General features: G+C 52.0%; 28 protein-coding genes and 2 pseudogenes. 9 read left to right on the top strand and 21 right to left on the bottom strand.

Features of this window, described 5'->3' with window-relative positions:
- Window positions 1-119 precede the first annotated feature (119 nt).
- On the bottom strand, window positions 120-1,019 hold the full coding sequence (locus ACTVJH_RS03560) for a DUF2156 domain-containing protein (RefSeq protein ID WP_455987532.1): 900 nt from the start codon (window positions 1,017-1,019) through the stop codon (window positions 120-122).
- A 293-nt stretch (window positions 1,020-1,312) separates the two neighbouring features.
- Between ACTVJH_RS03560 and ACTVJH_RS03555 the strand changes: the two genes are divergently transcribed.
- From ACTVJH_RS03555 to ACTVJH_RS03530, 6 genes and pseudogenes are all read left to right on the top strand, one after another.
- Window positions 1,313-3,625 carry a heavy metal translocating P-type ATPase gene (locus ACTVJH_RS03555; protein WP_455987530.1) on the top strand — a complete coding sequence of 771 codons (2,313 nt, stop codon included), beginning with the start codon at window positions 1,313-1,315 and terminating at the stop codon, window positions 3,623-3,625.
- 20 nt (window positions 3,626-3,645) lie between these two features.
- Window positions 3,646-5,085, top strand: a complete 1,440-nt coding sequence (cls, locus tag ACTVJH_RS03550; RefSeq protein ID WP_455987528.1) for a cardiolipin synthase — start codon at window positions 3,646-3,648, stop codon at window positions 5,083-5,085.
- Between the two features lie 247 nt (window positions 5,086-5,332).
- A pseudogene (locus tag ACTVJH_RS03545) lies at window positions 5,333-6,980 on the top strand (tetrathionate reductase family octaheme c-type cytochrome).
- Window positions 6,981-7,634: a cytochrome b/b6 domain-containing protein gene (locus tag ACTVJH_RS03540; protein WP_455987526.1), complete on the top strand. Its 654-nt coding sequence runs from the start codon at window positions 6,981-6,983 to the stop codon at window positions 7,632-7,634.
- 184 nt (window positions 7,635-7,818) lie between these two features.
- Window positions 7,819-8,667 (top strand): universal stress protein, encoded by an 849-nt coding sequence (locus tag ACTVJH_RS03535; protein ID WP_455987524.1) that lies wholly within the window; start codon window positions 7,819-7,821, stop codon window positions 8,665-8,667.
- Window positions 8,664-10,217, top strand: a complete 1,554-nt coding sequence (locus ACTVJH_RS03530; RefSeq protein ID WP_455987522.1) for a BCCT family transporter — start codon at window positions 8,664-8,666, stop codon at window positions 10,215-10,217. Before ACTVJH_RS03535 ends, ACTVJH_RS03530 begins: the two co-directional genes overlap by 4 nt.
- 73 nt (window positions 10,218-10,290) lie before the next feature.
- Here the strand turns inward: ACTVJH_RS03530 and ACTVJH_RS03525 are convergent, their stop codons facing one another.
- The 3 genes from ACTVJH_RS03525 to ACTVJH_RS03515 all read right to left on the bottom strand — a co-directional run bounded on the left by ACTVJH_RS03525 (window position 10,291) and on the right by ACTVJH_RS03515 (window position 11,272).
- On the bottom strand, window positions 10,291-10,575 hold the full coding sequence (locus ACTVJH_RS03525) for a type II toxin-antitoxin system RelE family toxin (RefSeq protein ID WP_455987520.1): 285 nt from the start codon (window positions 10,573-10,575) through the stop codon (window positions 10,291-10,293).
- Complete coding sequence (locus tag ACTVJH_RS03520; RefSeq protein WP_455987518.1) at window positions 10,565-10,813, bottom strand: type II toxin-antitoxin system Phd/YefM family antitoxin; 249 nt, start codon at window positions 10,811-10,813, stop codon at window positions 10,565-10,567. The genes ACTVJH_RS03525 and ACTVJH_RS03520 overlap by 11 nt, the downstream gene beginning before the upstream one ends.
- A gap of 159 nt (window positions 10,814-10,972) precedes the next feature.
- Window positions 10,973-11,272: an addiction module protein gene (locus ACTVJH_RS03515; RefSeq protein WP_455987516.1), complete on the bottom strand. Its 300-nt coding sequence runs from the start codon at window positions 11,270-11,272 to the stop codon at window positions 10,973-10,975.
- 376 nt (window positions 11,273-11,648) lie between these two features.
- Between ACTVJH_RS03515 and ACTVJH_RS03510 the strand changes: the two genes are divergently transcribed.
- Window positions 11,649-11,912 carry an AbrB/MazE/SpoVT family DNA-binding domain-containing protein gene (locus ACTVJH_RS03510; RefSeq protein WP_455987514.1) on the top strand — a complete coding sequence of 88 codons (264 nt, stop codon included), beginning with the start codon at window positions 11,649-11,651 and terminating at the stop codon, window positions 11,910-11,912.
- Window positions 11,890-12,192 (top strand): hypothetical protein, encoded by a 303-nt coding sequence (locus ACTVJH_RS03505; RefSeq protein WP_455987512.1) that lies wholly within the window; start codon window positions 11,890-11,892, stop codon window positions 12,190-12,192. Before ACTVJH_RS03510 ends, ACTVJH_RS03505 begins: the two co-directional genes overlap by 23 nt.
- A 94-nt stretch (window positions 12,193-12,286) precedes the next feature.
- On the opposite strand, the gene ACTVJH_RS03500 is transcribed toward ACTVJH_RS03505, so the two are convergent.
- The 13 genes and pseudogenes from ACTVJH_RS03500 to ACTVJH_RS03440 form a co-directional block, all read right to left on the bottom strand.
- A complete protein-coding gene (locus ACTVJH_RS03500; protein WP_455987510.1) occupies window positions 12,287-12,736 on the bottom strand; it encodes a DUF2442 domain-containing protein in 450 nt (149 codons plus the stop codon).
- Window positions 12,737-12,748: 12 nt separating this feature from the next.
- Window positions 12,749-12,979: a DUF4160 domain-containing protein gene (locus ACTVJH_RS03495; RefSeq protein WP_455987508.1), complete on the bottom strand. Its 231-nt coding sequence runs from the start codon at window positions 12,977-12,979 to the stop codon at window positions 12,749-12,751.
- Between the two features lie 249 nt (window positions 12,980-13,228).
- Window positions 13,229-13,747 (bottom strand): hypothetical protein, encoded by a 519-nt coding sequence (locus ACTVJH_RS03490; protein ID WP_455987658.1) that lies wholly within the window; start codon window positions 13,745-13,747, stop codon window positions 13,229-13,231.
- 35 nt (window positions 13,748-13,782) lie between these two features.
- Window positions 13,783-13,893: pseudogene (locus ACTVJH_RS03485) on the bottom strand (hypothetical protein); the annotation flags it as partial.
- A 186-nt stretch (window positions 13,894-14,079) separates the two neighbouring features.
- Window positions 14,080-14,673, bottom strand: a complete 594-nt coding sequence (locus tag ACTVJH_RS03480; RefSeq protein WP_455987506.1) for a TRAP transporter large permease subunit — start codon at window positions 14,671-14,673, stop codon at window positions 14,080-14,082.
- Window positions 14,670-15,155: a TRAP transporter small permease subunit gene (locus ACTVJH_RS03475; RefSeq protein WP_455987504.1), complete on the bottom strand. Its 486-nt coding sequence runs from the start codon at window positions 15,153-15,155 to the stop codon at window positions 14,670-14,672. The genes ACTVJH_RS03480 and ACTVJH_RS03475 overlap by 4 nt, the downstream gene beginning before the upstream one ends.
- 90 nt (window positions 15,156-15,245) lie before the next feature.
- Window positions 15,246-15,959 carry an energy-coupling factor ABC transporter ATP-binding protein gene (locus ACTVJH_RS03470; protein WP_455987502.1) on the bottom strand — a complete coding sequence of 238 codons (714 nt, stop codon included), beginning with the start codon at window positions 15,957-15,959 and terminating at the stop codon, window positions 15,246-15,248.
- Window positions 15,956-16,708: a cobalt ECF transporter T component CbiQ gene (gene cbiQ, locus ACTVJH_RS03465; RefSeq protein ID WP_455987500.1), complete on the bottom strand. Its 753-nt coding sequence runs from the start codon at window positions 16,706-16,708 to the stop codon at window positions 15,956-15,958. The genes ACTVJH_RS03470 and cbiQ overlap by 4 nt, the downstream gene beginning before the upstream one ends.
- A gap of 12 nt (window positions 16,709-16,720) precedes the next feature.
- Window positions 16,721-17,350 carry a hypothetical protein gene (locus tag ACTVJH_RS03460; RefSeq protein ID WP_455987498.1) on the bottom strand — a complete coding sequence of 210 codons (630 nt, stop codon included), beginning with the start codon at window positions 17,348-17,350 and terminating at the stop codon, window positions 16,721-16,723.
- A gap of 40 nt (window positions 17,351-17,390) precedes the next feature.
- On the bottom strand, window positions 17,391-18,050 hold the full coding sequence (cbiM, locus tag ACTVJH_RS03455) for a cobalt transporter CbiM (RefSeq protein WP_455987496.1): 660 nt from the start codon (window positions 18,048-18,050) through the stop codon (window positions 17,391-17,393).
- A 92-nt stretch (window positions 18,051-18,142) separates the two neighbouring features.
- Window positions 18,143-18,922 carry a DUF4198 domain-containing protein gene (locus ACTVJH_RS03450; RefSeq protein WP_455987494.1) on the bottom strand — a complete coding sequence of 260 codons (780 nt, stop codon included), beginning with the start codon at window positions 18,920-18,922 and terminating at the stop codon, window positions 18,143-18,145.
- A 280-nt stretch (window positions 18,923-19,202) separates the two neighbouring features.
- Window positions 19,203-19,772, bottom strand: coding sequence for a hypothetical protein (locus tag ACTVJH_RS03445; RefSeq protein WP_455987492.1), 570 nt, complete (start codon window positions 19,770-19,772; stop codon window positions 19,203-19,205).
- Window positions 19,773-19,901: 129 nt separating this feature from the next.
- Window positions 19,902-20,072: a hypothetical protein gene (locus tag ACTVJH_RS03440; RefSeq protein ID WP_455987490.1), complete on the bottom strand. Its 171-nt coding sequence runs from the start codon at window positions 20,070-20,072 to the stop codon at window positions 19,902-19,904.
- A gap of 263 nt (window positions 20,073-20,335) precedes the next feature.
- On the opposite strand from ACTVJH_RS03440, the gene ACTVJH_RS03435 reads away from it, so the two are divergent.
- Entirely contained in the window at window positions 20,336-21,553 is a 1,218-nt protein-coding gene (locus ACTVJH_RS03435; protein WP_455987488.1) for an aminotransferase class I/II-fold pyridoxal phosphate-dependent enzyme, read from the top strand.
- Window positions 21,554-21,643: 90 nt separating this feature from the next.
- On the opposite strand, the gene ACTVJH_RS03430 is transcribed toward ACTVJH_RS03435, so the two are convergent.
- The 4 genes from ACTVJH_RS03430 to lysA all read right to left on the bottom strand — a co-directional run bounded on the left by ACTVJH_RS03430 (window position 21,644) and on the right by lysA (window position 25,511).
- Window positions 21,644-22,276, bottom strand: a complete 633-nt coding sequence (locus ACTVJH_RS03430; protein ID WP_455987486.1) for an ABC transporter ATP-binding protein — start codon at window positions 22,274-22,276, stop codon at window positions 21,644-21,646.
- A complete protein-coding gene (locus ACTVJH_RS03425; RefSeq protein WP_455987484.1) occupies window positions 22,273-23,058 on the bottom strand; it encodes an ABC transporter permease in 786 nt (261 codons plus the stop codon). Before ACTVJH_RS03425 ends, ACTVJH_RS03430 begins: the two co-directional genes overlap by 4 nt.
- Entirely contained in the window at window positions 23,055-23,930 is an 876-nt protein-coding gene (locus tag ACTVJH_RS03420) for an ATP-grasp domain-containing protein (RefSeq protein WP_455987482.1), read from the bottom strand. The genes ACTVJH_RS03425 and ACTVJH_RS03420 overlap by 4 nt, the downstream gene beginning before the upstream one ends.
- Before the next feature lie 327 nt (window positions 23,931-24,257).
- Complete coding sequence (lysA, locus tag ACTVJH_RS03415) at window positions 24,258-25,511, bottom strand: diaminopimelate decarboxylase (RefSeq protein ID WP_455987480.1); 1,254 nt, start codon at window positions 25,509-25,511, stop codon at window positions 24,258-24,260.
- Between the last annotated feature and the right edge of the window lie 153 nt (window positions 25,512-25,664).

Here is a 25,664-nt window from a genome sequence, read left to right as displayed (position 1 = left end):
ACTGCGCACAGCTCACAGTGCGCAGTGCGCAGAAAATCCCGGTCGAATCGATACATGAATCGAGACCCTGCCTATCCGGGATCCGGATTATGAACCTCGAAACCCGTACCATATCTGACTTACAGCGTGAACCCGCGCAGCTCATATTTTTTCATGAAATCGATGGGATGATAGGACTCCTTGGCCTTGCGGAGACCGGGGTCATCGAGGTCCTGTTCCCGGTTGACAACAGCCATATCGCAACAGGTGTTTTTGAGAAAAAGCTGGTTCATGGCCTGGTAGATGCCCTTGTAATTGGGACACCCCTTTTCAAAATGGATGATCATCTGATCGTTGGGGGCGTGTTCGGCAATGGTATAGGCGACCATTTTATCATCGGCCACGATGCCGGCACCTAAAATATTCTCAAGTTGGTCCCAGTCGCGCATGACCTTGACGATGGCCCGGTTTTCCTTGTCCAGTGTGGAGTCGGATTCCGCATTTTTCCATAGAAACCATTCAGTTTGCAGGGTCAGAGCCATTTCGATTTCCGCGGCGGTCAGGGCGACGTATCTGTAGTCATGTTTGCGGATAAATTGATTCACCAGATTTTTTTTCTTGTGATATTTGCGACCTGCAAGTTCTATGAGCTCCGGGATAGAATAGAGATAATCCCATTGCCCCCGGGCCTCGTCAACATGCAGGCCGGACCAGCGGTTGACCAGGATATCCTTGAGCTGTTCTGGAACCCTGATCATTGCCGGATATTCGGAAAGGGCCGTCCCATAGGCCTGCCAGTCCATACTCTCCCAGTTTCCCAGGGGAGCCCAGAGACAGGAAACCGGTCGGGATTGCCGGATAAACACCGCATCCGGGGTAAAAGCCCATGACAGATCATACTCTTCCTGCCAGCCCCAGAGATTGATAAAGCTGTAATCAGAGGTGATCTGAGGGGTTTGTTTCAAAAAATGTCCGTAGTCAGCCTGCTCGTTCAGGGAAATGGGGTTGAAATCCAGGATCAAAATGTGTTCCTTATGCATGATGTTGATATCCAGCCCAAGACAGTGATGAAAAAATCTGACATGTTACATGAGGCCGGGTCGATTTTGTGGTCTGGGTTGTTTTGCAACAGTAATTCAATTCAATAAGATCATCGCATGGAATTGTCCATGACCAGGCTGGAAGAGATGATCCGGACGCAAAGGCAGACATGTCCCGGTCTTGCTCATCATCAAGGCAGACCGTACACTCTCTTGGACAATCTGTAGTCCGCAAAAAAAATGCACTTGGTTGATGTGATCACTCGCTATCCGCCGGTAATCAAGGAGCTGCCATGACCGAATCGTCGTCTCATCCCCGTCACGATGAAAAAAAATCCGAATTCTCCAGATTGTCCCTGTCCATCCAGGGTATGCATTGCGCCGCCTGTTCGGCCCGGATTGAACGGATGCTCGGGGCCATGGAAGGGATCAGCGAGGCCCGGGTCAATCTGGCCACGGAGTCGGGCAGTTTTGTCTTTGATCCGGACCGGGTGAAGGTCCGGGATATCAGGGAGGCCATTGAAGAACTCGGATTCTCCAGCAGCGTGGAAACGGCAGCGGCCACCATGTACAAGGAGCGTCAGGAAAAGAATTTCGCCCGGCTGGCAATGATGCGCAGGGATCTCATTCCAGCCTTCGGGTTTGCCCTGCCGATCATCCTCATCTCCATGGGCCACATGATGGGCATTCCCTTGCCCGCGTTTCTCGATCCCATGCACGCACCAGCTACCTTTGCCTTGGCCCAGGCCCTGCTTCTGCTTCCGGTTCTCTGGGCTGGACGGCGTTTTTATACCAGCGGTATCCCGGCTTTTTTCAGGGGGGCACCGAATATGGATTCCCTGGTGGCCATGGGCACCGGGGCAGCGGTGCTCTATTCCACCTGGAATCTGATAGAAATTTTTCTGGGAATTTCTCCGGTGCAAAAGGCCATGGATCTGTATTTTGAATCCGCGGCCATGCTTATCGCCCTGATCTCTCTGGGCAAGTATTTCGAGGCCCGGTCCAAACTACGGACCTCCGAGGCCATTGGATCGCTGATCAAGCTCACTCCGGACAAGGCCGTACGTATTCAACATACCCGGGACGGTGAGGAGCATGTTACCATTGCCACTCAGGAAATCGAACCCGGTGACCTGCTCCTGGTCAAACCGGGTTCGCGCATCCCGGCCGATGGAGAGGTGAGCGCGGGCGATTCCAGCGTGGACGAATCCATGCTCACGGGTGAATCCATGCCTGTTTCCAAACACGTCGGAGACAAGGTTGTCGGCGGGACCCTGAACGCCACTGGTTCCCTGACCATCAGGGCAACCCGGGTGGGACAGGATTCCATGCTCGCCCGAATCATCCGGCTGGTCCAGGAGGCCCAGGGTTCCAAGGCCCCCATTGCCAGTCTTGCCGACCGGATCAGCTTCTGGTTCGTTCCAGCGGTCATGCTCATTGCCCTGGCTGCCGGACTCGCCTGGTATTTCCTGGGCCACGAGCCCTTTACCTTCTCGTTGCGCATCTTTGTCGCGGTCATGGTCATTGCCTGCCCCTGCGCCATGGGATTGGCCACGCCCATCTCCATCATGGTCGGAACGGGGCGGGGCGCCCAGCTCGGGGTACTTATCAAGAGCGGGGAGGCCCTGCAGATGGCCGAAAAAATCCAGACCATCGTTTTCGACAAGACAGGCACCCTGACCATGGGCGAGCCGAGCGTGACCGATATTCGTCGTGTGGACGAAACAATGGACGAAAACGAGCTCCTTTCCCTGGCCGCATCCCTGGAGAACGCCTCCGAACATCCTCTGGCCCGGGCGGTCGTCAATACGGCCCAGGCTCGGGGGCTCCCTGTCCGGGAGACAACAGGTTTCAAGGCTCTGCCGGGAAAAGGGGTACGGGGGGATGTTCAGGGACGCGAGGTTTACATCGGTCATCTCGACCATATGCGGTCTCTTGGCCTTACAGGGATGGACCAGGCCGAAACTCTTGCCGGACAAATGGCCAATCAGGGAAAAACTCCGGTTCTGGTCGCCGTGGATAGCGATTTGAAGGGAGTTATCGCCATTGCCGATACAATGAGACCGGAAACACCCGAAGTGGTCGCTCGATTGTCCAAAAAGGGATTGAAAGTGATCATGCTCACCGGAGACAACGAGGTCACGGCCCGGGCCGTTGCCCAACAGGCCGGAATCGATGAGGTTATTGCCCAGGTTCTGCCGGACAGAAAAGCTGCTGAAATCGAGCGGCTCAAAAAGCAGGGAAAGATCGTGGCCATGGTGGGGGACGGGATCAACGATGCCCCGGCCCTGGCCGGGGCGGATCTTGGTATGGCCATGGGATCGGGCATCGATGTGGCGGTTGAATCAGGGGATATCGTGCTCATGCGCGAAGGATTGTCCGGTGTGCTTACCGCATTGGAACTCAGCAGGGCGACCATGCGCAACATCCGGGAAAACCTTTTCTGGGCCTTTGCCTATAATGTCGTGGGCATCCCCTTTGCCGCAGGGCTCTTTCATGTCTTTGGCGGTCCCACCCTGAGCCCGATGATCGCGGGCGCGGCCATGGCCATGAGTTCGGTCTCGGTGGTCACCAACGGGCTGCGACTGCGCTGGTTCGGAAGATAGGTTCCATCGGAGATCAAAATATGTTCGAAAAAGATATCCTTACCCTGTTTGCCTGGCTGGTCACCTTTGTGGAAGTCTTGGGCATTCTCACGGCCGTTCATGCTGTCATGCGGACGCGTACGTCACAGGGGGCCATTGCCTGGGCCATCTCACTGGTCACGTTTCCCTGGGTGAGTCTTCCGTTGTATGGTGTTTTCGGACGAAACAAATTCAACGGATATGTCCGTCTTCGAACCTCCAAGAACAGGGCTGTCCATCATGTGGTCGAGCGGGTGGCTTCCCAGGCCAGGGAGGAGGCATTCTTTGACGAGACAATTTCCGAAAAATACAAAGTTCTGGTCCGATTGTCGGATATGCCGGTCATGCAGCACAACACCTGTGATCTGCTTATCAATGGAGAAATAACCTTTGCAACCATGTTTGCCGACATGGAGAAGGCCACTACCTATCTTCTGGTCCAATTTTATATCGTCAAGGATGACACTCTGGGACAACGGTTCAAGGATATTCTCATTGCCAAGGCCAGACAGGGGATCCAGGTCTGTTTTTTATATGACGAGATCGGCAGTCAGGGATTGCCCAGACAGTATACCGATGAACTGAAACAGGCCGGCGTTCATGTCTCGTCCTTTCATACGACCAAGGGAAAAGCCAATCGATTTCAGATCAACTTTCGCAACCACCGAAAGATCGTTGTAGTGGATGGGAGGGTGGCCCTGATCGGGGGTCACAATGTGGGTGATGAATATGTTTCCCGCCACTGCAAATTCGGCTCCTGGCGGGATACCCATGTTCGGGTGGAGGGCCCCCTGGTCAAGGCGATCCAGTTTTCCTTTGTGGAGGACTGGTTCTGGGCTCGAGGGGTGGTTCCCGATGACCTGAGCTGGAAACTGGTCAAGGCTGACCAGGGGAAGGACAAGGGGTTGATCATCGCTTCAGGTCCTGCAGATAGTGTGGATACCTGCGGTCTTTTTTTTGTCGAGGCCATCAATCAGGCCAAAAAGCGCATCTGGATCGCCAGCCCCTATTTCGTGCCTGATCAGCGGGTTCTGGCCGCCCTCAAGCTGGCTGCCCTGCGCAACGTTGACGTACGCATTCTCCTGCCCCAGAAGGCTGACCATCTGGCCGTGTATCTGGCTTCTCACGATAAATACGAAGAGATTCTCCCCCTGGGCATACGGCTCTATCGGTATCAGGAGGGGTTCATGCATCAAAAGGTTGTTCTGGTTGACTCGGCCTTTGCTGCCGTGGGCACGGCCAATATGGACAATCGTTCCTTTCGGCTCAATTTCGAGATGATGCTTCTCAATTTCAGCCGGCCGTTTATCGACCAGGTCGTGGCCATGCTTGAAGATGACCTCACCCGATGCAAACAGGTCCGGGTTGAGGATTATGTCGATCGAAATTTTCTTTTCCGGATTGCAGTACGTGTAGCGGCCCTGGCTGCGCCCATCCTGTAAAAGGAAGCAGGAATCAACTTTTAAAAAAATCGATACACTCTAAACATTTTCAGATTGTTTCTGGAAAAAACTGACTCGAACCAAGGGCAGGCACATTTATGCCGCAGAACATGACTATTTTCCACAAATCCTCTTGATGAAACTCATGATTTCCTATTATGATCCGTCAATCTCGTGGTGAGTTTTTCAATCTTCAGGATAGCATGAACCATTGTACACTCACCCTACAAACGGAAGGGAGGACGATATGCACGAATATCGCCGGTATCTGTTCGTTGTAAAAGCTTTGCCCGTGCCGCTTTTGTTGTTCTGGTGCCTTGCCTGCACGGCCTGGGCGGCCGAGGAACCCGATGCCCCGGGACGCACCCTGGCCAAGCAGACGATCATGGAAGACGAAAAACTCTGGATCACGGCGGATCATGCCAAGTTCAAACAGCTCCAGCAGCCTTTTACCTCGGGTCCTGAAGTGACTGAGGCCTGTCTGAAATGTCACACAGAGGCGGCCCTCCAATTTCATAAGACCATTCATTGGACCTGGAAGGATCCCAGTGACGACAGCGGCAAGACAGGCAAGGCGGGTATCACCCTCAACAACTTCTGAATCAACATCAACAGCAACGAGGCTCGTTGCACCTCATGTCATGCGGGATACGGCTGGAAAGACAAGAATTTCGATTTCAGTGACCCCACCCTGGTGGATTGCCTGGTCTGTCATGAGCAGACCGGAACCTATGAAAAATTTCCTTCGGGCGCGGGACATCCCGCCCAAACCCCCACGAAATTCGGTAAAAAGATGTTTCTGCCCCCTGACTGGAACAAGGTTGCCCAATCGGTAAGCCCGCCCGTCACGGGCCAATTGCGGTGTCTGCCATTTTTACGGCGGTGGAGGAGACGCGGTCAAACACGGGGACCTGGATTCTTCACTGTTCAAACCCAACAAGAAGCTGGATGTGCACATGGGCGTGGACGGGCAGAATTTTACCTGTACCCGATGCCACTCCACCGAGCTGCATAAAATCGCCGGCCGGGTCTATTCCACCCCTGCGGCCAAGCATCGCAAGAGTCTCATCGAGGATGATCTGAGCGCCAAAATCATGTGCGAATCCTGTCATTCGACCACTCCCCACAAAAAAGGGACCAAGCCCAACGACCATACGGACAAGGTGGCCTGTCAGTCCTGCCACATTCCGGCGTTCGCCCGGGTCAATCCCACCAAGATGGTCTGGGACTGGACCTCGGCCGGAAAGATGAAGGACGGCAAGCCTTATACGGTCAAGGGACCTTACAACAAGAATATCTACGACACCAAAAAAGGGACCTTTGTCTGGGAAAAGGAGGTCATTCCCGAATACCACTGGTACAACGGGGCCATGCAGATCCGAAGCGCCGAAGAGACCGTGGATCCCTCGGGTGTTGTGCGGCTGACCTGGCCCATGGGGAACAAGGACATGGAGAATGCGCGCATCTTCCCCTTCAAGGTGCATCACGGCAAGACAGCCTACGATGCGATCAACAACAACGTGGTCATCCCCAAACTCTTCGGCAAGAAGGGGTCTGACGCATATTGGCAGAAATACGATTGGAACAAGGCCATCACCGCGGGCATGGAATATGTGGGATTGCCATACAGCGGTGAATACGGTTTTCTGGACAGTGTGTACGCCTTCCCGATCAGCCACATGGTCGCCCCCAAATCCGACAGCGTGGCCTGTGCGGAATGCCATACCCGTAACGGGCGGCTGGACAATCTGACCGGCTTTTACATGCCCGGAAGGGACAGAGTCACGGCCCTGGACATGGGTGGATGGACCCTGGTTGCGGCATCGCTCATCGGTGTGACCATTCACGCCCTGGCCCGGATTTTTTCCTTCCGGCTGCGGAAGAAGGAGGAATAGATGAGTCAAAAGCCCATGAAAAAAATCTATCTGTATACACGGTTCGAACGATTCTGGCACTGGGTGCAGGCCATTTTCATCTTCATGCTCCTCTTGACCGGTTTCGAGGTCCATGGAACCTTTGATCTGCTGGGGTTTGAAAAGGCGGTCTCCCTGCACAACCTCTTCGGGATCACCTGGATCATCCTGTTTGTGTTTTTTGTCTTCTGGGTATTTACCACCGGAGAATGGCGGCAGTATGTGCCCACGACCAAAAAACTCTTCGAGGTGATGCGCTATTATTCGTCCGGCATCTTCAAGGGTCAGTCCCATCCGGTGCAAAAAAGCAAAGGAGCCAAGCACAATCCCCTGCAGCGGCTGACCTATCTCGGATTGACGGCCGTGCTCCTCAGTCTGCAGATGGTCACGGGATTTCTCTATTATTACTACAACGAATGGACGGCTTGGGGAATCGATGGATTCCTGGATCTGGGTGTCCTGGCAATCATCCACGTCCTGTGCGGATTTGCCATTTTGGCCTTTGTCATTGTCCACATCTACATGACCACCACCGGCCACACCCTGACCGCCCATATCGCGGCCATGTTTTCCGGATGGGAGGAGGTCGAGGAAGGGGAGGTCGAGAGCTGGGAAATGCACCAACGAAAACCATGACCTGCCTATTCCCTCATCAGATATGACTGATGAAACTTACCTCGTATGCACATACATATACACAAATTCCTCTTCCCGGGATCCGGGGAGAGGAATTTGTGTATGGTACGGAATCTGTTGACGCCCCTGTTCGGCTCAGGTAGGCAGGCCCGAACCCTTTGGCCAACCTTTTACCCCTCCTGCCATGCTCAATACAGTCGCCCTGAAGATCAGCCTCGAGGAACCCGAGAAAAAACTTCTCGAAATGGTTTCGCTGCTGCACCAGTATGGAACACAACAAATCCATCTCGTTCATATCAGAACCAAGACCAACTTTCGTGACCAGGAACAGGTCGAGACACGTCTGGAAAACCTGCGCAGCGAGATCGAGGCGCAAGGGTTCACGGCACAGGCGCACATCAAAATCGGCCATGCAGCGTCCGCGTTCATGGACCTGGCCGGAAAGCTGGAAGTGGATTACGTGGCCATCTACTGGATGCCCAAACCCCTGCTTGCCCAGGCATTGCTGGGAAGCATCGATTCGGACATTTTGCGTTTGAGCACACTTCCTGTTCTCGTGCACAATCACAAACTCTTTCGTCCGGTAAAGGAACTTGGAAGTGTGCTCTATGCCACGGATTTCAAATTCACCGACGGGGCGGCCATGCCCTATCTGATCAATGAACGATTCAGGGCCCACACCTTGTATCTCCTCCATGTGGGGAGCAGGGCGCCCGATCCCGTGACAGAAGAAAAACGCATAGAGAGTGTGCGATGCAATCTGGAAAGACTGGGCAGGGAATGCGAACATGCCTACGAGAAAATCGAACTCATCGATACAATCGGTTTTGTCCGCAAGGAAATCATCCGACACGCCCGGTCGAACAATGTCGACCTCATTGTTGTGGGCAAGTCTGAGCGTCAGGACGCCATGAGTCGGATTATCGGTTCCACAGCGGAAAACCTGCCCCATAAAGCGCCGTGCAGCGTGTTTATCATCCCGGCAATCTGTGCGCTTTCCGAACCGGATCATTCTGTGGTGAATCCCTCATGAGCCCTTTGAAGATAAAGAAACATATCGTTTTTGTCGCGTCCTTGTTCATTGTCATGGTCCTGGTTTGTGTGGGCGTGGTTTCCCCTGAATTCCTGGATCGATGGACCGTTAGTCTGCATAAGGCCATCATCAGGAATTTCGGCTGGGCGTACCTGGTTTCCGCCTTTCTTTTTCTGGTTTTCAGTCTGTATATCGCATTGAGCAAATACGGTGATATCAAGCTTGGAGAGGACCATGAAAAACCCAGGTTTTCCTATTTTGGATGGTTCAGCATGCTCTTTGCTGCTGGAATGGGTATCGGACTCATTTTCTGGGGGGTTGCCGAACCGCTGAGTCATTATTTAAGCCCGCCGCCCTATATTCAGCCGGAATCTCCCGAGGCGGCCAAATTCGCCATGCGGTACAGCTTTTTTCACTGGGGCATCCATCCCTGGGCCATCTATATCGTCATGAGCCTGGCCATCGCCTATTTTTCCTTCAGACGCGGGATGCCACCGCTCATTTCCAGCTGTTTCTATCCGTTGCTCGGAAACAGGATTTACGGGATCGCCGGATTCTTTATCGACACCCTGGCCGTGTTTGCCACGGTTTTCGGTATCGTCACCTCCCTCGGGCTCGGGGCCATGCAGATCAACAGCGGTCTGGCCTCGGTGCTCCCGTTTACGGCAACTTTCACGAGTACCCTGGTGATCATTGGTATGATCACCGTTTTGTTCATGATCTCCAGCATGACCGGTCTCGACCGGGGCATTCAGATCCTGAGCAAGGCCAATGTGATGCTGGCCATTCTGATCCTTGCATTCATGCTCGTGGTCGGCCCGACCAATTTTTCCGTGAACGTGTTCATCAGCACCCTTGCCGATTATGCCTCCTCCCTGTTCACCATGAGTCTGTCCACCAATCCCTTCAGGGGGAGCGAATGGACCCAGGATTGGACCCTGTTCTACTGGGCCTGGTGGATATCCTGGTCCCCGTTTGTCGGGCTTTTTGTCGCCAGTATCTCCAGGGGACGAACCATTCGGGAATTTGTGACCGGTTCGCTCATGGTACCCACGCTTTTAACCTTTCTCTGGTTTTCCGTTTTCGGAGGAGCGGCCTTTCACCTGGAACTTCACCAGGGAGCCGATATCGCAGCCACAGTGGCCCAGGATGTCTCGACCGGACTTTTCAAACTCTACGCCTATTATCCTCTGACCGGGGTATTGACCATTCTGACGGTTGTGCTTCTGGTCGTATTCTTCGTCACCTCGGCCGATTCGGCCACCTTTGTCCTGGCCATGATGACCTCGGGGGGGCAGGAGAAACCGCCGGCCGGCAAAAAAATCATCTGGGGGGTGACGGTTTCCACAACCGCGGCCATCCTGCTTTTTTCCGGCGGGCTGGAAGGACTCCAGCGCATGGCCATTGCCGCAGCACTTCCCTTTACCGGAATCATGCTGCTGTTGTGCGTCAGTCTCTTGCGCGGGGTGCGCTATGAATTTGAGCAGGAGCGGGGGAAAGAAGAAGAAACACCACAGCCGCCTGTCGAGAAATCGGCGGCCGGAGAGTAGGAAGCAACAGGGCACCAGGCTCAGGGAGCCGGAGTGATGCAACGCAGCGTGGAGTGAAGAGGGCGCACGCGGGTCACGATCTCTGCCGGGCATGGAGATATGCCTGGTTCTTTTCTCGTTTCCCAACAGCTATGACCACGATGACGATTTCCTGATCCCGGACTTCGTAAACCAGATGGTATCCGGCGGATCGGAGTTTGATCTTGTAGCAGTGCTTCATTCCGTGAAGGCGGGACGACTCCACGCGGGGATGATCCCTTCGTTCCTTGAGTTTTTTGACGAACATCTCTCGTACAACAGGGTCGAGCCGATCCCACTCCTTTTTAGCCTGTTTCTTGAATCTGAGTTTAAAGGTCATCCCAGCTGACCTCGACCTCAGGTTGATCTTTCCGTTCATTGACCACCGCAGCCAGCTCAAGGTCGTCCAGCCGTTCCATAATATTTTCAAATGTTTTTGAAGGGATGCAGTAGAAAACCGGTTCGTTTCTGTTGAGAACGGCTACAGGAAACCCCTCGCCTGCGGCTACTGTGGCCATAGGATTTTTCTTGAGTTCGGAAACACTTGCAACGGATTCAGCCAGGATACGGGAAGGCATGGCAATCTCCTTTTTAAAGATCTTTTTTTAGGTCTTTTAATAGGTCGCTGAAAATGCCATGTCAAGATCTTCCCGATCATTGAACAGATCCCGCACGCAACACATATCACAAAAATGCGAGACGAAGATCTCTTTTTGCTTTGGTTGTATAGACGACCTTCATTTTCCCTGAGCTCTCAGTTCTTCATGAACCTGCTGCCAGTCGTGAAGTTCCATATCCCCTTCCTTGTAGAGCTCATATCTATTTTCCAGCTGCTCTTTTTGCCATTGAGGCATAGGCACCTTGTGTCCCTCGCGGGCTATGGAATCCCATATGTCTTGGGTAAGGAGCAGTTTCTGGGATATGCTCAACTTATCGATTTCATGAGCGATCGTTTCCGAATGCATGGTGTCTCCTCTGTTTTGCATGCATGATTGCCGGTATCCACCAATTGCGATCATTCCGGTGTTGGCGATCATGGTGCTTCTTTGTCCGGTATTTTGTTATCCGGGAATTCTCTCTTGTCAATGAGATGATCCGGATTGTGGGCTTGGTGGAAACCCTCCCCCAACCCCTCCCTGAACTAGGGAGGGGGGCTTATTCGTCAATTAAATCGTGATGTTGTTGTTATCCTTTTGAACCTTTCCCTGCTTGGAAGAACGGTATTCCGGTACAGTTCAAACCTCTCGCTCCAGGCATCGAGTGGGTTCCCCATCCCGCTCTCATGCATGAGGGCGGGATGGGGGTAGGGTAGGGGCATATCATCGGTCATTTCCTTTATGTTTTTGACAATAAGTCATATTGTCATTATTTCAATATCAACGACACCATCAATTTCAACCTGGAGAATACGCCATGCTGGTAACCGTGGACAAGCGGGGCAGTATCAATCTGCCCATATCCATCCGCAAAGAATTGGGAGCCGAGCCCGGAACCCCCTTTGAGATCGTTCTGGAGCCGGGAGGGAATATCGCTCTTTACCCCGTCGAAATATATAGAAAAATCCGTGTAAACGCCTCTGGCCGTGAAAAGCTCGAGCAAGCTCGGGAAGCTGAATCCGCACCTTTACCCCTTTGGTTTGAAAAGGACATGGACCATGCCGGAGCTGAGAGCGAATAAAAAGTTTGTCAAGGATCTTGAAAAAATACGGAATAACCCCGTCCTGTGTAAGAAAATGGCCAAAATCATGGCCCTGCTGAAAGAGAATCCCGCCCACCCCGGATTGCATATCGAGCGTATTGTGAACGATCCCAGTGCATGGTCCGCCCGGGTTGACCGAAAATACCGCATCTCATTTGAACCGGAATCCATCCTCCCCGGGGGAGCTCCGGATTGGACATCCCCGATACGATTGCTCCGCCTCCTGACCCACGATGATCTTTATAAATCTCCGCATTGACACTGAAACCTGGTGTATTTTTGCGGGAGAAAATGTGGTTGCGAGGTGGTGAATAGGCCGCATGGCACGCACGTATTGAACCCCTCCCTATTACTCAGGAATTCATTTCCTGCTCAGCACCTTTGCAGGCAAGGCGGATATATTTCGGAATGGGCTGCTCTCCCTTTTCGTAATTGATGACTGTTCTGCGGCTGATGCCGAGTATGTAGGCGGCTTTTTCCTGAGAGAGGTGGAAGTTTTTGCGCCAGAGAAAAAAATCCGCCTGCCGCATGACCTCCCCTGTTTGTTCCTGATACAATCTCCAGATCGTTTCCCCGCTCATGTCGATCTCTTCGGTCCACTGAACATACCACCCCCAGCTTGCAACCCGGACCTTGGCCCATAATTCGTTGTCCGCGCGAAGAGGTTCATAAATCTGATACGTGGTGATCACCTCGGATACATCCACATCGGCTTCAACGCCGTTTTTCCACGTGAGACGCAGCATATAGGGGGAAAGGGCCTCCACAGAGTGAATGACCGGGGGATTTTTTCTTTTGGGCATGGTGCACTTCCTTTACCTGGCAGTGAGTCGTTTCCATTCGCTCTTCAGAAAATCGATGTTTTCCATGGCCCATTCCATGGCTTCTCGAATGTCTTTGGAGCGGGCCTTTCCGGCAGAAATTTCCATGGTTGCAAGGTCAACAGCAACCTGAAAGCCGGGACCGAGAATATGAAAGTGGGGAGGATTATGATCGTCGGCATTGATCCTGATATCGGTATTGCTGAACTTTTTGATCCGGGCCATAACGTCCCCATGATAACCATATTTAGTGCAACTATTTCTCATCGTCAACCAAAGAGTGCAACTTTTGCACAAACTGCATATCTTCCGCCAGTCAAAAACCTTTCCTCAACCCCTCCCTGAACCAGAAAAAATGGGAGATTCGTCAGTGAAGTCGGTATATTGCTGATACTCTTTTCTATCGATCCCAGATCGCCAGTACATATTTTCGGTATAATCCGATATCACTTTCTTGAAAATTCACCTGAACAGTTACGCTCTTCCAACATACTCCCTAAACTCCCCAACCCCGGTAAAATACCTGAACCCATAGTCATTCGCCAATTTCAGCGTTGCATTCTCTTCATCCAGCAATACAGCGACCGGCTGACTGAATCCCTGTTGAATCCCATCAGGCCAGGCCAGGTCCAGGATGACTACGGGTTGTCCGGTGTTCTGATCGATCACTTCGTGGTTGAATGTTCCGGCAGGGAAACCATGTTCGAGCATCCAGGTATTGAGTGCGACCAGAGCGGCCTCTTCTTCCTGCGATACAATTCCGCCGGGGGCTTGGGGTGTCGATGAGAGGGGCGGTGATTCTTTGCATGGCGAACTGCACGCCGAAAAAGCGGGGGAGGGGAGGAGTGTGCTGATGAAAGCATTTGCCGCATCTGCCAGGAGTTTGCGACGTTCTTTGAGAAAATCCAGGTAATTGTCTCTATCCCAGAGGGTTTCATCCCGGGGTATCCATTGGGAATCCAGTGCGCCCGGGTGTTCGACTGCGTGGCCCACACAAGCAAACTCCCCACAGGATGCCGCTTGTGCAATGAGGTCATCAAAGCCCAAACCTGATCCCGATTCCAGACGTAGCCCCGCTGAAACTCAGGCAGGGCAATGAAACCGGCGTCGATCTGGTCGAGAATGGTTGAGATTTTCAAGAGGGGGCTCCAGGTTTGCGGTTTGCTCCTGTCGGGTGGGTAGAAGGGGATGGTGAAACCACGGGTAAAGTTCTATAGCAAAATGTGTTTCCTTTGGGTGAATCGATGTTTTCCCGTTTGCGTGATGATTTTGGTGGCAAAAAGGGGGTTTTAAGCGTGAAAAAGACCCTATTTAGGGAATCTTAGTCAAGCATTGCAGATAGTTGTCTTGGTCCGACCCCGATAAGAGCCCCGATGCCGCTGGCTTCCGTTGGCGTGGCCATGCCGAACGAGATGGAGCCTAGAAATGTGCCGGCCCCGCAGATGGTGCCGCAGGCCAGGGATTTGGAATATCCCTGGTTGAGCATTACAGGCATGGATAAAAGTCCTAAAAGGACCGACCACCGATGCCCCGATGATCCCGGTGCTGGCAGCCAGGATAATGCCGATGAGCGTCACAGTAATGGCAAGCCCGCCCCTGACCCGGCCGAAAAGGACCTGGATACTTTGCATCATATTTTCGGCAATGCCGGACCGATCCAGCATCAGGCCCATGAAGATGAACATGGGCAAAGCCACCATGATCCAGTTATTCATGATGGCAAATATCCGGTTGACCTCCATGCCGATGGACATGAAATCCAGGCCGGTCATGGTATCAAAGTAAAGGTCCGAGACATAGCCGATGCCGGCAAAAAGAATGGATACCCCGCCCAGAATCAGTGCAATCGGAAAACCGGTGAACAGCAGCCCGATAAAGGTGGTCATCATGGCAATGACCAGGATGTCTTCATGGGTCATGGGGCACCATCTTTTCCGGAAATCACCAGAATCTGTTTAAAAATACGGGCCAGGGCAGCCAGGGTCAGTAAACTAAAACTTACGGGAATCACAGATTTTATAATATAGTAGCAGCCAAGTCCTGTGGGAGAGGCAGATGCTTCCCTGACCCGCCAGGAGGCTGCCACAAAATCAAAGCCGTGCCATATGATCACATAGCACCAGGGCAGCACCAGTACGATCAGGCCGATGATATCAATCCAGGCCCGGGTCTTTTTACGAAATCTGCCATGGAACAGGTCCAGGCGCACATGGGTATCACAGGTCAGTGCATAGGATAGACCAGCCATGATCCCCACGGCATACAGATGCCACTGCAGCTCCTCTAACGCCACCCAGCTGAAGGCAAACAGATAGCGCAGCACCACCTGGATCAGAATAACCAGGATCAGCAGAACATGGAGCCAGGATACGGCTCTACCGATGCGGATATAGTCTGGCATGAGCATTCATGCAATAATTTTCATTTTTTTGTTCTGCAATATTGTGGCAACTATGGATGAACACGATCTATGACGGTGAATACGAACGAATCAATGGCGCTGCCCGGGGTTGGGATGTTTATGGATATACTGGTGGATATGAACATCTTTTTGCAACTGCCCGTTTTCCATCATAAACATGGCATTGGCAATCTGTGACATGAAATCACTTTCATGGGAAATAAGGATATAGGAAAGTTCAAGGCGGTTCAATACCTCAACCAGAATGGCTTTTGTTTTTTCATCAAGGCCTGTGCTGGGTTCGTCCAGAAGCAGCAGTTCCGGCTCCATGGAAAGCACCGTGGCCAGGGCCACCAGACGCTTTTCCCCGCCGGACAGTTTATGGGTGACCCTGTTTTCAAAGTGGGCGATGCCTAAACGTTCCAGGGTGTTTTGGGCAATATCCCGGGCCTCGGGTTTAGATTTGCCTAGGTTAAGCGGCCCAAAGGCCACATCTTCGAGAACCGTGGGGCTGAACAGCTGGTCATCGGCATCCTGGAACAACAGGCCCACTTTTTTGTAAACTTGTCTGAAATCTTTTTGGGTTTTGACAGGTTTTCCGAAAAATTCAATGGTACCGGAAGACGGGGTGAGCAGGCCCATGACGATATGAAACAGGGTGGTTTTCCCGCTGCCGTTGGGCCCCACTAAACCGATGCGGTCCCCTTTGCTGATCTCAAGGTTCAGATTGTTTAACACCCGGCCCTGGCCCGGGTAGCTGAAACTGATGTTTTCAAGGCGCAGGATGGCAGGGGGTGTTGTCACAGGAAAATCTCCATAAAAACCAGGCAGGCGGCAGCGGCCAGGGCCGCCAGCGTCCAGATTATGTCTGCAGGGGAAAGGGCAAATTCATGCAGACAGATAAATCTGCCTGAAAACCCCCTGCATTTCATGGCATTGTAAACCCTTTGGGCCCTGGCCGATGCCCGGACAAACAGCATGCCGCAAAGATAGGCATAGGTCCGGTAGGTGTGCATATTGTTCCGGGGGCGGAAACTGCGCAGTTTTGCGGCCCGGACCAGGCGCCGGTACTCCTGTTCGATAACAAAAATATACCGGTAGGTTAACAATAGCAGATGCACAAACTTTCCAGGGATTTTGAAAAAATTCAAAGTATAACCCAGGGTGCCCAAATCCATGGTGGTAATCAGGGCCATGGACACCAGCAGGATGGCATTGGATTTAATGCTGATTGCCGTACACAGGTCAATGCCCTGCCGGGTGATCCCAAGTTTTCCTATTCTGTAAACCACATCCCCGTCATAGGTAAGGGGCAGAATGGCCCAGAAAAATACCAGAAAGCCCCAGATGAACACCAGGCGCTTGAGTACCTCGGCAAGGTTCAGGCGGGCCCATAGCACCAGAATCACTGAAAGTCCCAGGCCTGCCCAGAGCATGGGCATTTTCCGGCCAAGGGCGATTACAAAACACAGCAGGGTGGCTGCGGCCACCCTGCACCTGGGATCAGTTTTGTGAATAAATGAATGGCCGCAAGCAAAGATCTCTTCAATCATGGAATGTTTTTATCATGATTTCTTCTTGCGGGATGAAAAATACATGGCCACCCCCATCAGGCCGAATATGTATCCGATGCCCCCAAGAATTTCATTCATGGACGGGCCTTTCTGCTCCAAATCCGCCACCATTTTTGTCAATGGTGTGATTTTTTTATTTAACGCCTTTGTCACGGCCTTTTCAACAATGGATTCTAACTGGGCCGGATCAATGGACGCGGCTGCCTGTACAGCCTGTCCGGAATCCGGCTTTGCCGCAGGTTCTGGCGCGGGTGTTCCTTCATCCCGGGCGCTTGCGGCTGCAATAGTTTCTCCAAAATCTTCAAGGGGAATGGTCCACTCGGCCTTGTGTCCCATTCCGGCAATGAGTTCGATGCGCATGGCCGTTTTTTCAGGGATCGGAAATGAAAATTCTCCCTTTTCATTGGTCTGTGTGCGCAAAAGTTCCTTTCCATTTAAGTCCCGGACGATAATTTCCGCGTTCTGGGCCTTTTTGCCTCCGCTGAATTTACTTTCCCCTAAAACAGTGTCGCCTTCCACCCATGCAAATACCGTAACTTTATGCGCCAGGGCATTCCCGCCTGAAAGAATGAAAAAGAGCATCAGACAGGACAGTTTTATAACATATTTTCGATACATCATTATTGTTCACCATACATAAAAAGCATTTATAATCTGGAGATCATACCTGCTTTTCCGCCAGTTCCGTTCTGCCGTCCAATGGAACCTGCTGTTGTGCCCCAGACCATTGGGGAAGAAGTTCGGGCTGCACTTTTTTAAGAAAACTGACACAGAAAACCGCCACAAGCCCCTCGATGATCATGACCGGAAGATGGGCAAGAACAACGACCCAGGCCACCGATAGAAAATTTTCCTGGGTAAACATCAGGGCGGCCCCGACAAGCAGGCTGCTGAAAAAAACGCTTAAAAATCCGCAGGCAAAGGAGGCAGCATAGGATACCGCGCCGGGTTTATGGACAAATCCTGAAAACAGGTAATAACAGCCCACAGCAGGCGTGGCCATGATAACCGTGTTAACCCCTAAAGTGGTGATTCCGCCGAACTGGAACAGTACACCCTGGAGCAGAAGCGCAATCAAAATGGAGGGAAAGGCGACCCAGCCAAGCATCAGCCCAAGAATTCCGTTGAGAATCAGATGGGCGCTGGAAGGCCCGATGGGCACATGGATCAGGGACGCCACAAAAAAAGCGGCCGACAAAATAGCAGCCTGGGGAATTTTATCTTCTTTAAGTTTTTTCAAGCCCACGGCAGTGCCGGCAATGGCCAGCACCATCCCGGCCCCTAAAACCGGCGCGGAAAGAATACCTTCAGAAATATGCATAATACCTTCTTATCACTGTCCAGCCGGGCCAATGAGAATCATCTGACAATCATCCCGGCTGGTGTTTTCTATTTCATTTTTTTATTCAAACCCTATTTGGTTTTCCAGTCTTCGAATTTTACCCAGATCACCGCACCCAACTCAACACCTTTTTCCTGTCCATCAGCTTTAAGGGTAAAATCAGCTTCATTAAGCGCAGCAAAACCCCACCAGCCGGCCTTGGGTGCGGCATAGGTAAATACACCGTTTGCATCAGCCTTGATGGTCTGGGTCACCATATAATCCGTGGGCGCTTCGGATTTACCATCCTCGTTGTAATATTCCACTTCAACTTCTGCATAAGGCACGGCTTTGCCGTCCAGTTTTACGATGCCCTGGAACACGTTGCCGGCATACTGTCCAAACGGTTTGGACAAGGGTACGATTTCTGTTTTCAGCCCGATCTCTTGGTCCCATCCTTCGTCATCACCAAAAGCGGTAACCACGGTTTTGGTGTAATGAATGATAAAACAATCTTCGGCAGGTTCCCAATAGGGTACGGGCTCCATGTAAAACATGTAAACGCCGGGTTTTTTGATTTTGTAATCTGTTTTCCAGGCCGTGTGACCCATAACCTTTGCCTGTTTCAACGTGCCTAAAAGATTCTGCGCCTCGCCGTTTGCCCGCACGGCAAATACTTTGGGTTTGACAAGTTCCATCCCGACGCCCTCAAAGGGGTGGGAAAAAGAGGCCGTAATATGAACGGTGCGGTCGTCATCCTGCATAACCATGTTGTCCGAAGGGATGAGCATTCCGTAATGTGCCTGGACACTTACGGCAGTAAACATAAGAACAAGAAACATGAGCCCTGATGCAATCAGTGATTTTTTCATCGTTTTTCTCCTGTGAATCCTTAGAAGTATTAAAAAATACGCAAAACAGCGTTGCCAGCTTAAATTCTCAACCTTCTTGGCCGGGTCCGAAAAAAATAATGAAATTTAATGTGAACCACAAGCTTCATGCCTGCATTAGGATTTTTCTTCTTCTATCTTAAAAAAACGATTGAATCAATGGGAAATAGTCCTCTATATTTTACCTCTGCAAAAATTTATCCTAAAATAATTCCCTGGAAAGATCAGCCGACTTTTGAATTCACATGATCACATAGAGCGCCTATTGGACCAGCAGATGGCCGAATCCGGCAAAAATTGCAATCATTACGCCGGAAAAAAGCTGGGCATGAACCAGATAACCGTAACGTTTCAAAAGTGCCGGGGTAAACTTGAGAATCAGAAAAAGTCCGAAAATCCCCTGCCAGGCCAGAAGTATCAAGACCATAATGAGAAACGGATTCCACATCCGGACGCCCATCATCAGCGCATGGGCCGCAATAATTATAATTGCTGCGGCACCGACATATCGGTGTGTCCGGTTGAGGAAACCCAGGACTTTTTTTGCGATGGAAATGGAATGGTCATAATTGTCATCCGGTATGAATCGATGCAGGAGAGGGCCTTTGCCCAAGACAATTTTTAACAGACTGCGAAGATATATGACGATGAGAACATAAAAGCCGGTTCCTCCGAAAAACTCGGCAACGTCCTTTAAAGAATTATGGACTGCCGGGGAAGATACCTTCGCAGGTTGAAACAAAAGATAGAAAAACCCCAGACCGGAAACCATTGCCAGGGCCAGGATAAAAATAATCCAGAAACGGGGTGAATACTGTTGTTGCGGTTTCATAAAATTCCAGATGCCTTTCTTGATGCGGGCCGTTTCCTGGCTGCATCACAAGTTTATCATTTATGGTAACAAGCGGGTTTCAAACCAGAGGGTGTACGTCCGGTTTTTGATACAATTTTGAAATTTTCATTAATCGTTATGACATTTCAAACAGCCGGTAAACTCCGGATGCGGAGTGGCCGGCCCTTTTGCATTGTCAGGATGATGGCATTCAAGACATTGCGCATCGGTCTGCCCGACATTGGCATGGACATCCCATTTCTGCCGGATGGAAGCGCCATGGACGCCCAGATAGGCCAAATGACTGCATCCTGCAACAAAAAAGAGTAATCCGGTTAATTAAATTTTACGAATTTTTGCTTTCATAAAATAATTCTGGTAGTTTCCAAATCCGGTGCTACACATCCGGCTGCAGCCATGACGTTAATGCCGACCGCCACTGTCTGCTTTAAGTACTGGCGTGTTGTGTAGACCTTTATAATTACTATACCTATTTTATACGCGATGATCCAGTTTTAAGACGTGGAAGAAAATAACAAAAAAATATAAAGAGGCATTTAATAATGAATCCCGTACCATCTTCAGATAGAATGGAAAATGTCCATTCAGACATACGCGGCCCTGTTTTTGAAAAAGCCATGCAAATGGTTTCTGCCGGCATTGATGTATTAAGACTCAATACAGGAAATCCAGCTACTTTTGGGTTTACTATGCCTGATAGTGTGCGAACGGCCTTAATCAGTAATGTGGACAAGGCCGTGGGATATTGTGACTTAAAAGGCATGCCAGATGCCAGAAAAGCCATATGTGACTATCACGTTGGTAAAGGCATTTCAGACCTTAGCATGGATGATGTATTCATTGGAAATGGCGTCAGTGAAGTTGTCAATATGGCGATGACCACGTTTTTAAACCCCGGTGATGAGATGCTTATTCCATCACCAAGTTATTCACTTTGGACGAATATGGCCTATATTGTGGGCGCAACGCCAGTGCTTTATCGCTGCGATGAGGCTTCTGAATGGTATCCTGATGTGGCCGATATTCGCAGGAAGATCACACCGAAAACACGTGCCATACTTATTATTAACCCCAATAATCCCACGGGTTCGTTATATTCGAAAGAAGTGATAGGGCAGATCGTTCAAATTGCAAGGGAACACAAGTTGATTATTTGTTCGGACGAAATTTATGACCGACTGGTGATGGATGAGTTGGAACATGTTTCTACAGCGGCACTTGCGCCGGATCTGCCGGTCTTCACCTTCAATGGGTTATCTAAGTCGCACATCGTATGCGGGTTTCGTTGTGGCTGGCTCGCAATCAGCGGGCCGCGCCGACACATTGGGGGATTAATCGCGTCTGTTACAAAACTGGCTGCCATGCGGTTGTGTGGCAATGCATTAACACAACTTGTGATTCCGGCGGCATTGGAGGATAAGGAAAGCACAAAAGCGTTGATTGCTCCTGGGGGAAGAATTTATGAACAAAGAGAGGCAACAATCAAAGCGTTAGATCAAATTGAGGGAATTACATACGTTAAAAACTCGGCTGCGTTTTATCTTTTCCCAAAAATTGATACCCGAAAATTTAATATTACAAGTGACAAAAAATTTGTACTGGATTTACTGGAAAGCAAGCATATTCTGCTTGTTGCCGGAAGTGGATTTGACTGGCCGGAACCAGATCATTTTAGAATAGTCATGTTGCCAGAATCAAAGGTTATGTCAGGCGCAATTCAGAAAATAGGTGATTTCCTCAGTAGGTATCGCCAAGAATAATCCTTTTTTCCCAGGCCCTCCCCGTCACCGGAATGAAGAAAATAATCCCGTATCCATGGAGATCATGACCCGGCGGACTGGAACAGTGATTTACAGTGTTTCCGGGTAAAGCTGCCCCCTGTCCAGGGTAAAAAGGGCATGGGTCCCGGGCAAAAGCTCCTGTTTTGAATGGGTGACATGGATCACACAGGCCTTTGTTTTTTCCGCCATGGCCCGGACCTGTTCTTTGACCCGGTCTTTCAGGGCAGGGTCAAGGCCGGTAAAGGGTTCATCCAGGAGCAGCATCCCGGGGGAGACGGACAGTGCCCTGGCAATGGAGATCCGCTGGTTCATGCCCCCGGACAGTTCCCGGGGATAGTGGGATTCAAACCCGGCCAGGTCCAGGTCCCTGAGACACCTTAAAGCAGTTTTTCTGGCGGCGTTGCCGGACATGCCGGCCGCTTCCAGGGCCAGGCTGATATTTTCCCGGGCCGTGTACCACCCAAGCAGCCGGGGTTCCTGGAACACATATCCCAGGGGGCTTGCATGGACCCGGACCCGGCCTTTAACAGGCCTGATCAATCCTGCCGCCATCTTCAGCAAAGTGGATTTCCCGGCCCCGCTCGGGCCCTGGATGCCCACCACCTGTCCCGGACCGATTTCAAGGCTCAGGTTTTCAAAAAGGATATGCCGGCCAAAGGCCATGGTTACATTTTCAAATGCCACTGCAGGTTTTGCCGTCATGCGCCCCGGCCTTTCATCCGCCGCTCCAGGGGCCGGAAAAGAAAAAATTCCACGGCAGCGGCCACACACATGCTGATCAGGGCCAGGGCGTAAAGTTCCGGGGTGTCCAGCCGGGTCCGGGCCAGGGACATGCAGTGGCCAATGCCTTTATCCGCACCCATGACCTCGGCCAGGACCGAGACCCGGACTATATTGCCCCCGGCAATGACCAGGGCCGAGAAAAATGGACCTGCCACTGCCATGGCATAAACCTTGACCAGCCGCATTTTAAGGCTGAACCGGTAGACCCGGGCCATCTCCAGAAGGTGGCGGTCCACCCGGCCCAGGGCATCGGCCAGGTTGACAAAGATAATGGGGGCACCCATGCTGGCGGCAATGGAGATGACCATCACATCCCCCATGCCGAACCAGAGCATAAACACAATGACGATCACCACCCCCGGCACCGTGGTCAGTATCCAGCGCACCGGCTCCACCAGGGCCCGGACCTGGGGCACCAGCCCGGCCACAAGCCCCAGGAAGCCCCCGGCAAGGATACCGGCCCCCAGGGCCAGGCCCATGCGCCGGAGGCTCACCCATAAATGCCCGTCCCGGAACCCGGTGTCGGACAGGAGTCTTGCCCCTGCTTCCAGGGTCTCCCACGGCCCGGGCACCACCAGGCCGGAAAAGGCGCAGGAGGCCTGGTGCCAGGCCAGGAACAGTCCAAGAATGCCCAGGCCTGCGAATACCTGTGTCCCCCGGAATCGAAACCGGCGGAACCGGAAAGCCAACGTGCCTTTCATGGATATGCCGTGAACAGTTCCGGCCCGGGCAGGACGTTCCCCACAGCCCCGGGATCCAGATCATGAATTTTTTCAAGGCACAACCGGGCCGCGTCAAACGCCGCCTGCCCCGTGAGCATCATGCCCACGGACCCCGCAAGCCGGTGATAACTCAGTCCCGCCTCGCGGGCCCGGATCTCGTCCGCACGTTCGTGTTCCGGACGGCTGAGAGTTTTCTTGACCTCCGGGAGCAGGGCCATCTTGCTGTCGTCCAGATCCACCTTGCCGTCCAGGGCGACCAAAATTCCCTCGGCGGTCAGGACCAAGGGATTGATCTCCGCGAGCAGTGCCCCGTGAGTGGTGACCATGTGGATAAGTGCCGAACAGATGGCATGAAACTCAGCCCAGGTTGTTTTGGGCAGTCCGAGATGAAAAAAGGCATCCTGGATGCGATGTTCAAAACTGTTGGTCAAAAAATCCACATTCACGGCCATGAGGGTATCGTCAGTGGAGGATTCCACATCCACGCCACCGCTTCGGTTGCATGCCAGGATGAGAGATTTCGTCTCGCGCTGAATGAACACGCTCAGGTAGAATTCTTTATCAATGGATGCCGCAGGCTCGATGCGTACGTAGGGAACCGCAAGATCCTTGATGCGCATGGAGAGGATGGAGGCAAGGGCATCTTCGAGTTCCTGCATGTCAGCCACCACCCTGACCCCGCCGGCCTTGCCCCGGCCTCCGGCGAGCACCTGTGCCTTGACGACCATGGGAAAACCGATTTTTGCGATCGTGTCCTCGTTACCGGTCGCCGTGGTCAGGGCGTATCCCGTGGGAACAGGGATTCCCAGTTGGGCAAAAAGCTGTTTGCTGGTGTGTTCGTCAAGTTTCATCCGGTCTCCTGCACGAAAAGTGAATGGAAAAGGGAAGCACAATGTTGAAAAAGATGACAAAAAGCCCTTTTTCTTCAACCAGGATCCTATGTCAAAGAAAAAGGGCTTTATACAATACATGTATGGCGATGCATCTGCACTTGGAGCGCGCCGTCTCAATGGTTTATGGCGTTTCAATGCGTGCGGGATGATCGGGAACATGGCTCATACAGGTACAATGCGGGCGGGACGCCCGCGCTCCCGGGAAGCATGGTCCGAGGATCAAGTACCTTATTCAAAAAATTCTTCTACCTTCTGAAAGGTAAAACCAAACCCGTACGAAGGTCTCTATTCCTCGAGACAATCCTCTTCCAGGGCGATGAGCGTCTGATACTGTTCCCGTTTTCTGATCACCCGGATGGAGTCTCCGTCCACGAGGATCTCGGCCGCTCGGGGGCGGGAATTGTACTGGGAGGACATGACAAATCCATAGGCGCCTGCGGAATAAACAGCCAAAAGTTCTCCCTGTTCCACCTGGGGAAGATCCCGATCCTGGGCCAGAAAATCCCCGGATTCACAAATGGGCCCGACAACATCTACATTTTTTTCAGTCCTCCCTCTGGGCTCGACTTCGGCAATGCGATGAAAGGAACCATAGAGAGACGGACGGACCAGATCGTTCATGGCTGCATCCACAATCACGAAATCCTTGGTACTTCCCTCTTTGATGTATTCGACCTGGGTGATCAGGATGCCTGCGTTCCCGGCAATGACCCGTCCAGGCTCGAGGATCAGTGTCAGATCCATGCCCTGGAGTGCCTTTTTCAGGGCCAATCCGAATTCTCTGGGATGGGGTGGTTCCTCTTCCTTGTAGGTGATGCCCAGTCCCCCGCCAAGATCGAGGTACTTGATGGTGATTCCATTGTCCGCCAGTTCAATGTGCAGTTTTTTAAGCCGTTCGATACTCTCCAAAAAGGGTTCAATGGTCGTCAGTTGCGATCCGATGTGGCAATCGATGCCCACGGGATCGACTCCGGGGAGATCCCTTGCCTTCACGTACAGGGCCATTGCCTGGTCCATGGGAATGCCGAACTTGCTTTTTTTGAGTCCTGTGGCCACATAGGGATGCGTCTTGGGATCCACATCCGGATTGATCCGAAGACTCACCTTGGCCTCGAATTTCAGTTCACTGGCCACCTCGCTGATCCGTTCGAGCTCCTGTTCGGATTCCACATTGAACATGAGAATGCCAGCGAACAAAGCCTCCTGGATCTCACTGACCGATTTACCCACCCCTGAATAGACGATTTTCTTCGGGTCCATGCCCGCCCGAAGGGCCCGGAAAAGTTCTCCGCCGGAAACGATGTCCGCTCCGGAGCCTTCTTTTTTGAGCAGATCCAGCACGCACAAATTGGAATTGGCCTTGACCGAATAACAGATCAGGTGGTCGATGCCCTCGAAGGCCGAATCAAAGGCCTTGTAATGCCGCCGCAATGTCTTGGCAGAATAGACATATAAAGGAGTATCGTACTCATAAACCAAATCCCTGATCCGTACATCTTCGGCATAGAGTTCGCCGTCTTTATACTCAAAATAATTCATACATTCTCCAGGGGGAAGTGCGCAGTGCTCAGTACGCAGTGCGCAGGTTATGATGTTTGCTTGCCTGTGTTCCCGGACGTTGCCGCGTGGATGCAATTCACGCATTATTCTGTGTGAAAGCGTTCACCGGTCAAGGGATACGTAATTTCTAGC

Source organism: Desulfoplanes sp. PS50, from assembly GCF_053851535.1.
The sequence above is the reverse complement of the archived record's forward strand: the minus strand, read 5'-3'. Positions and strand labels throughout refer to the sequence as shown.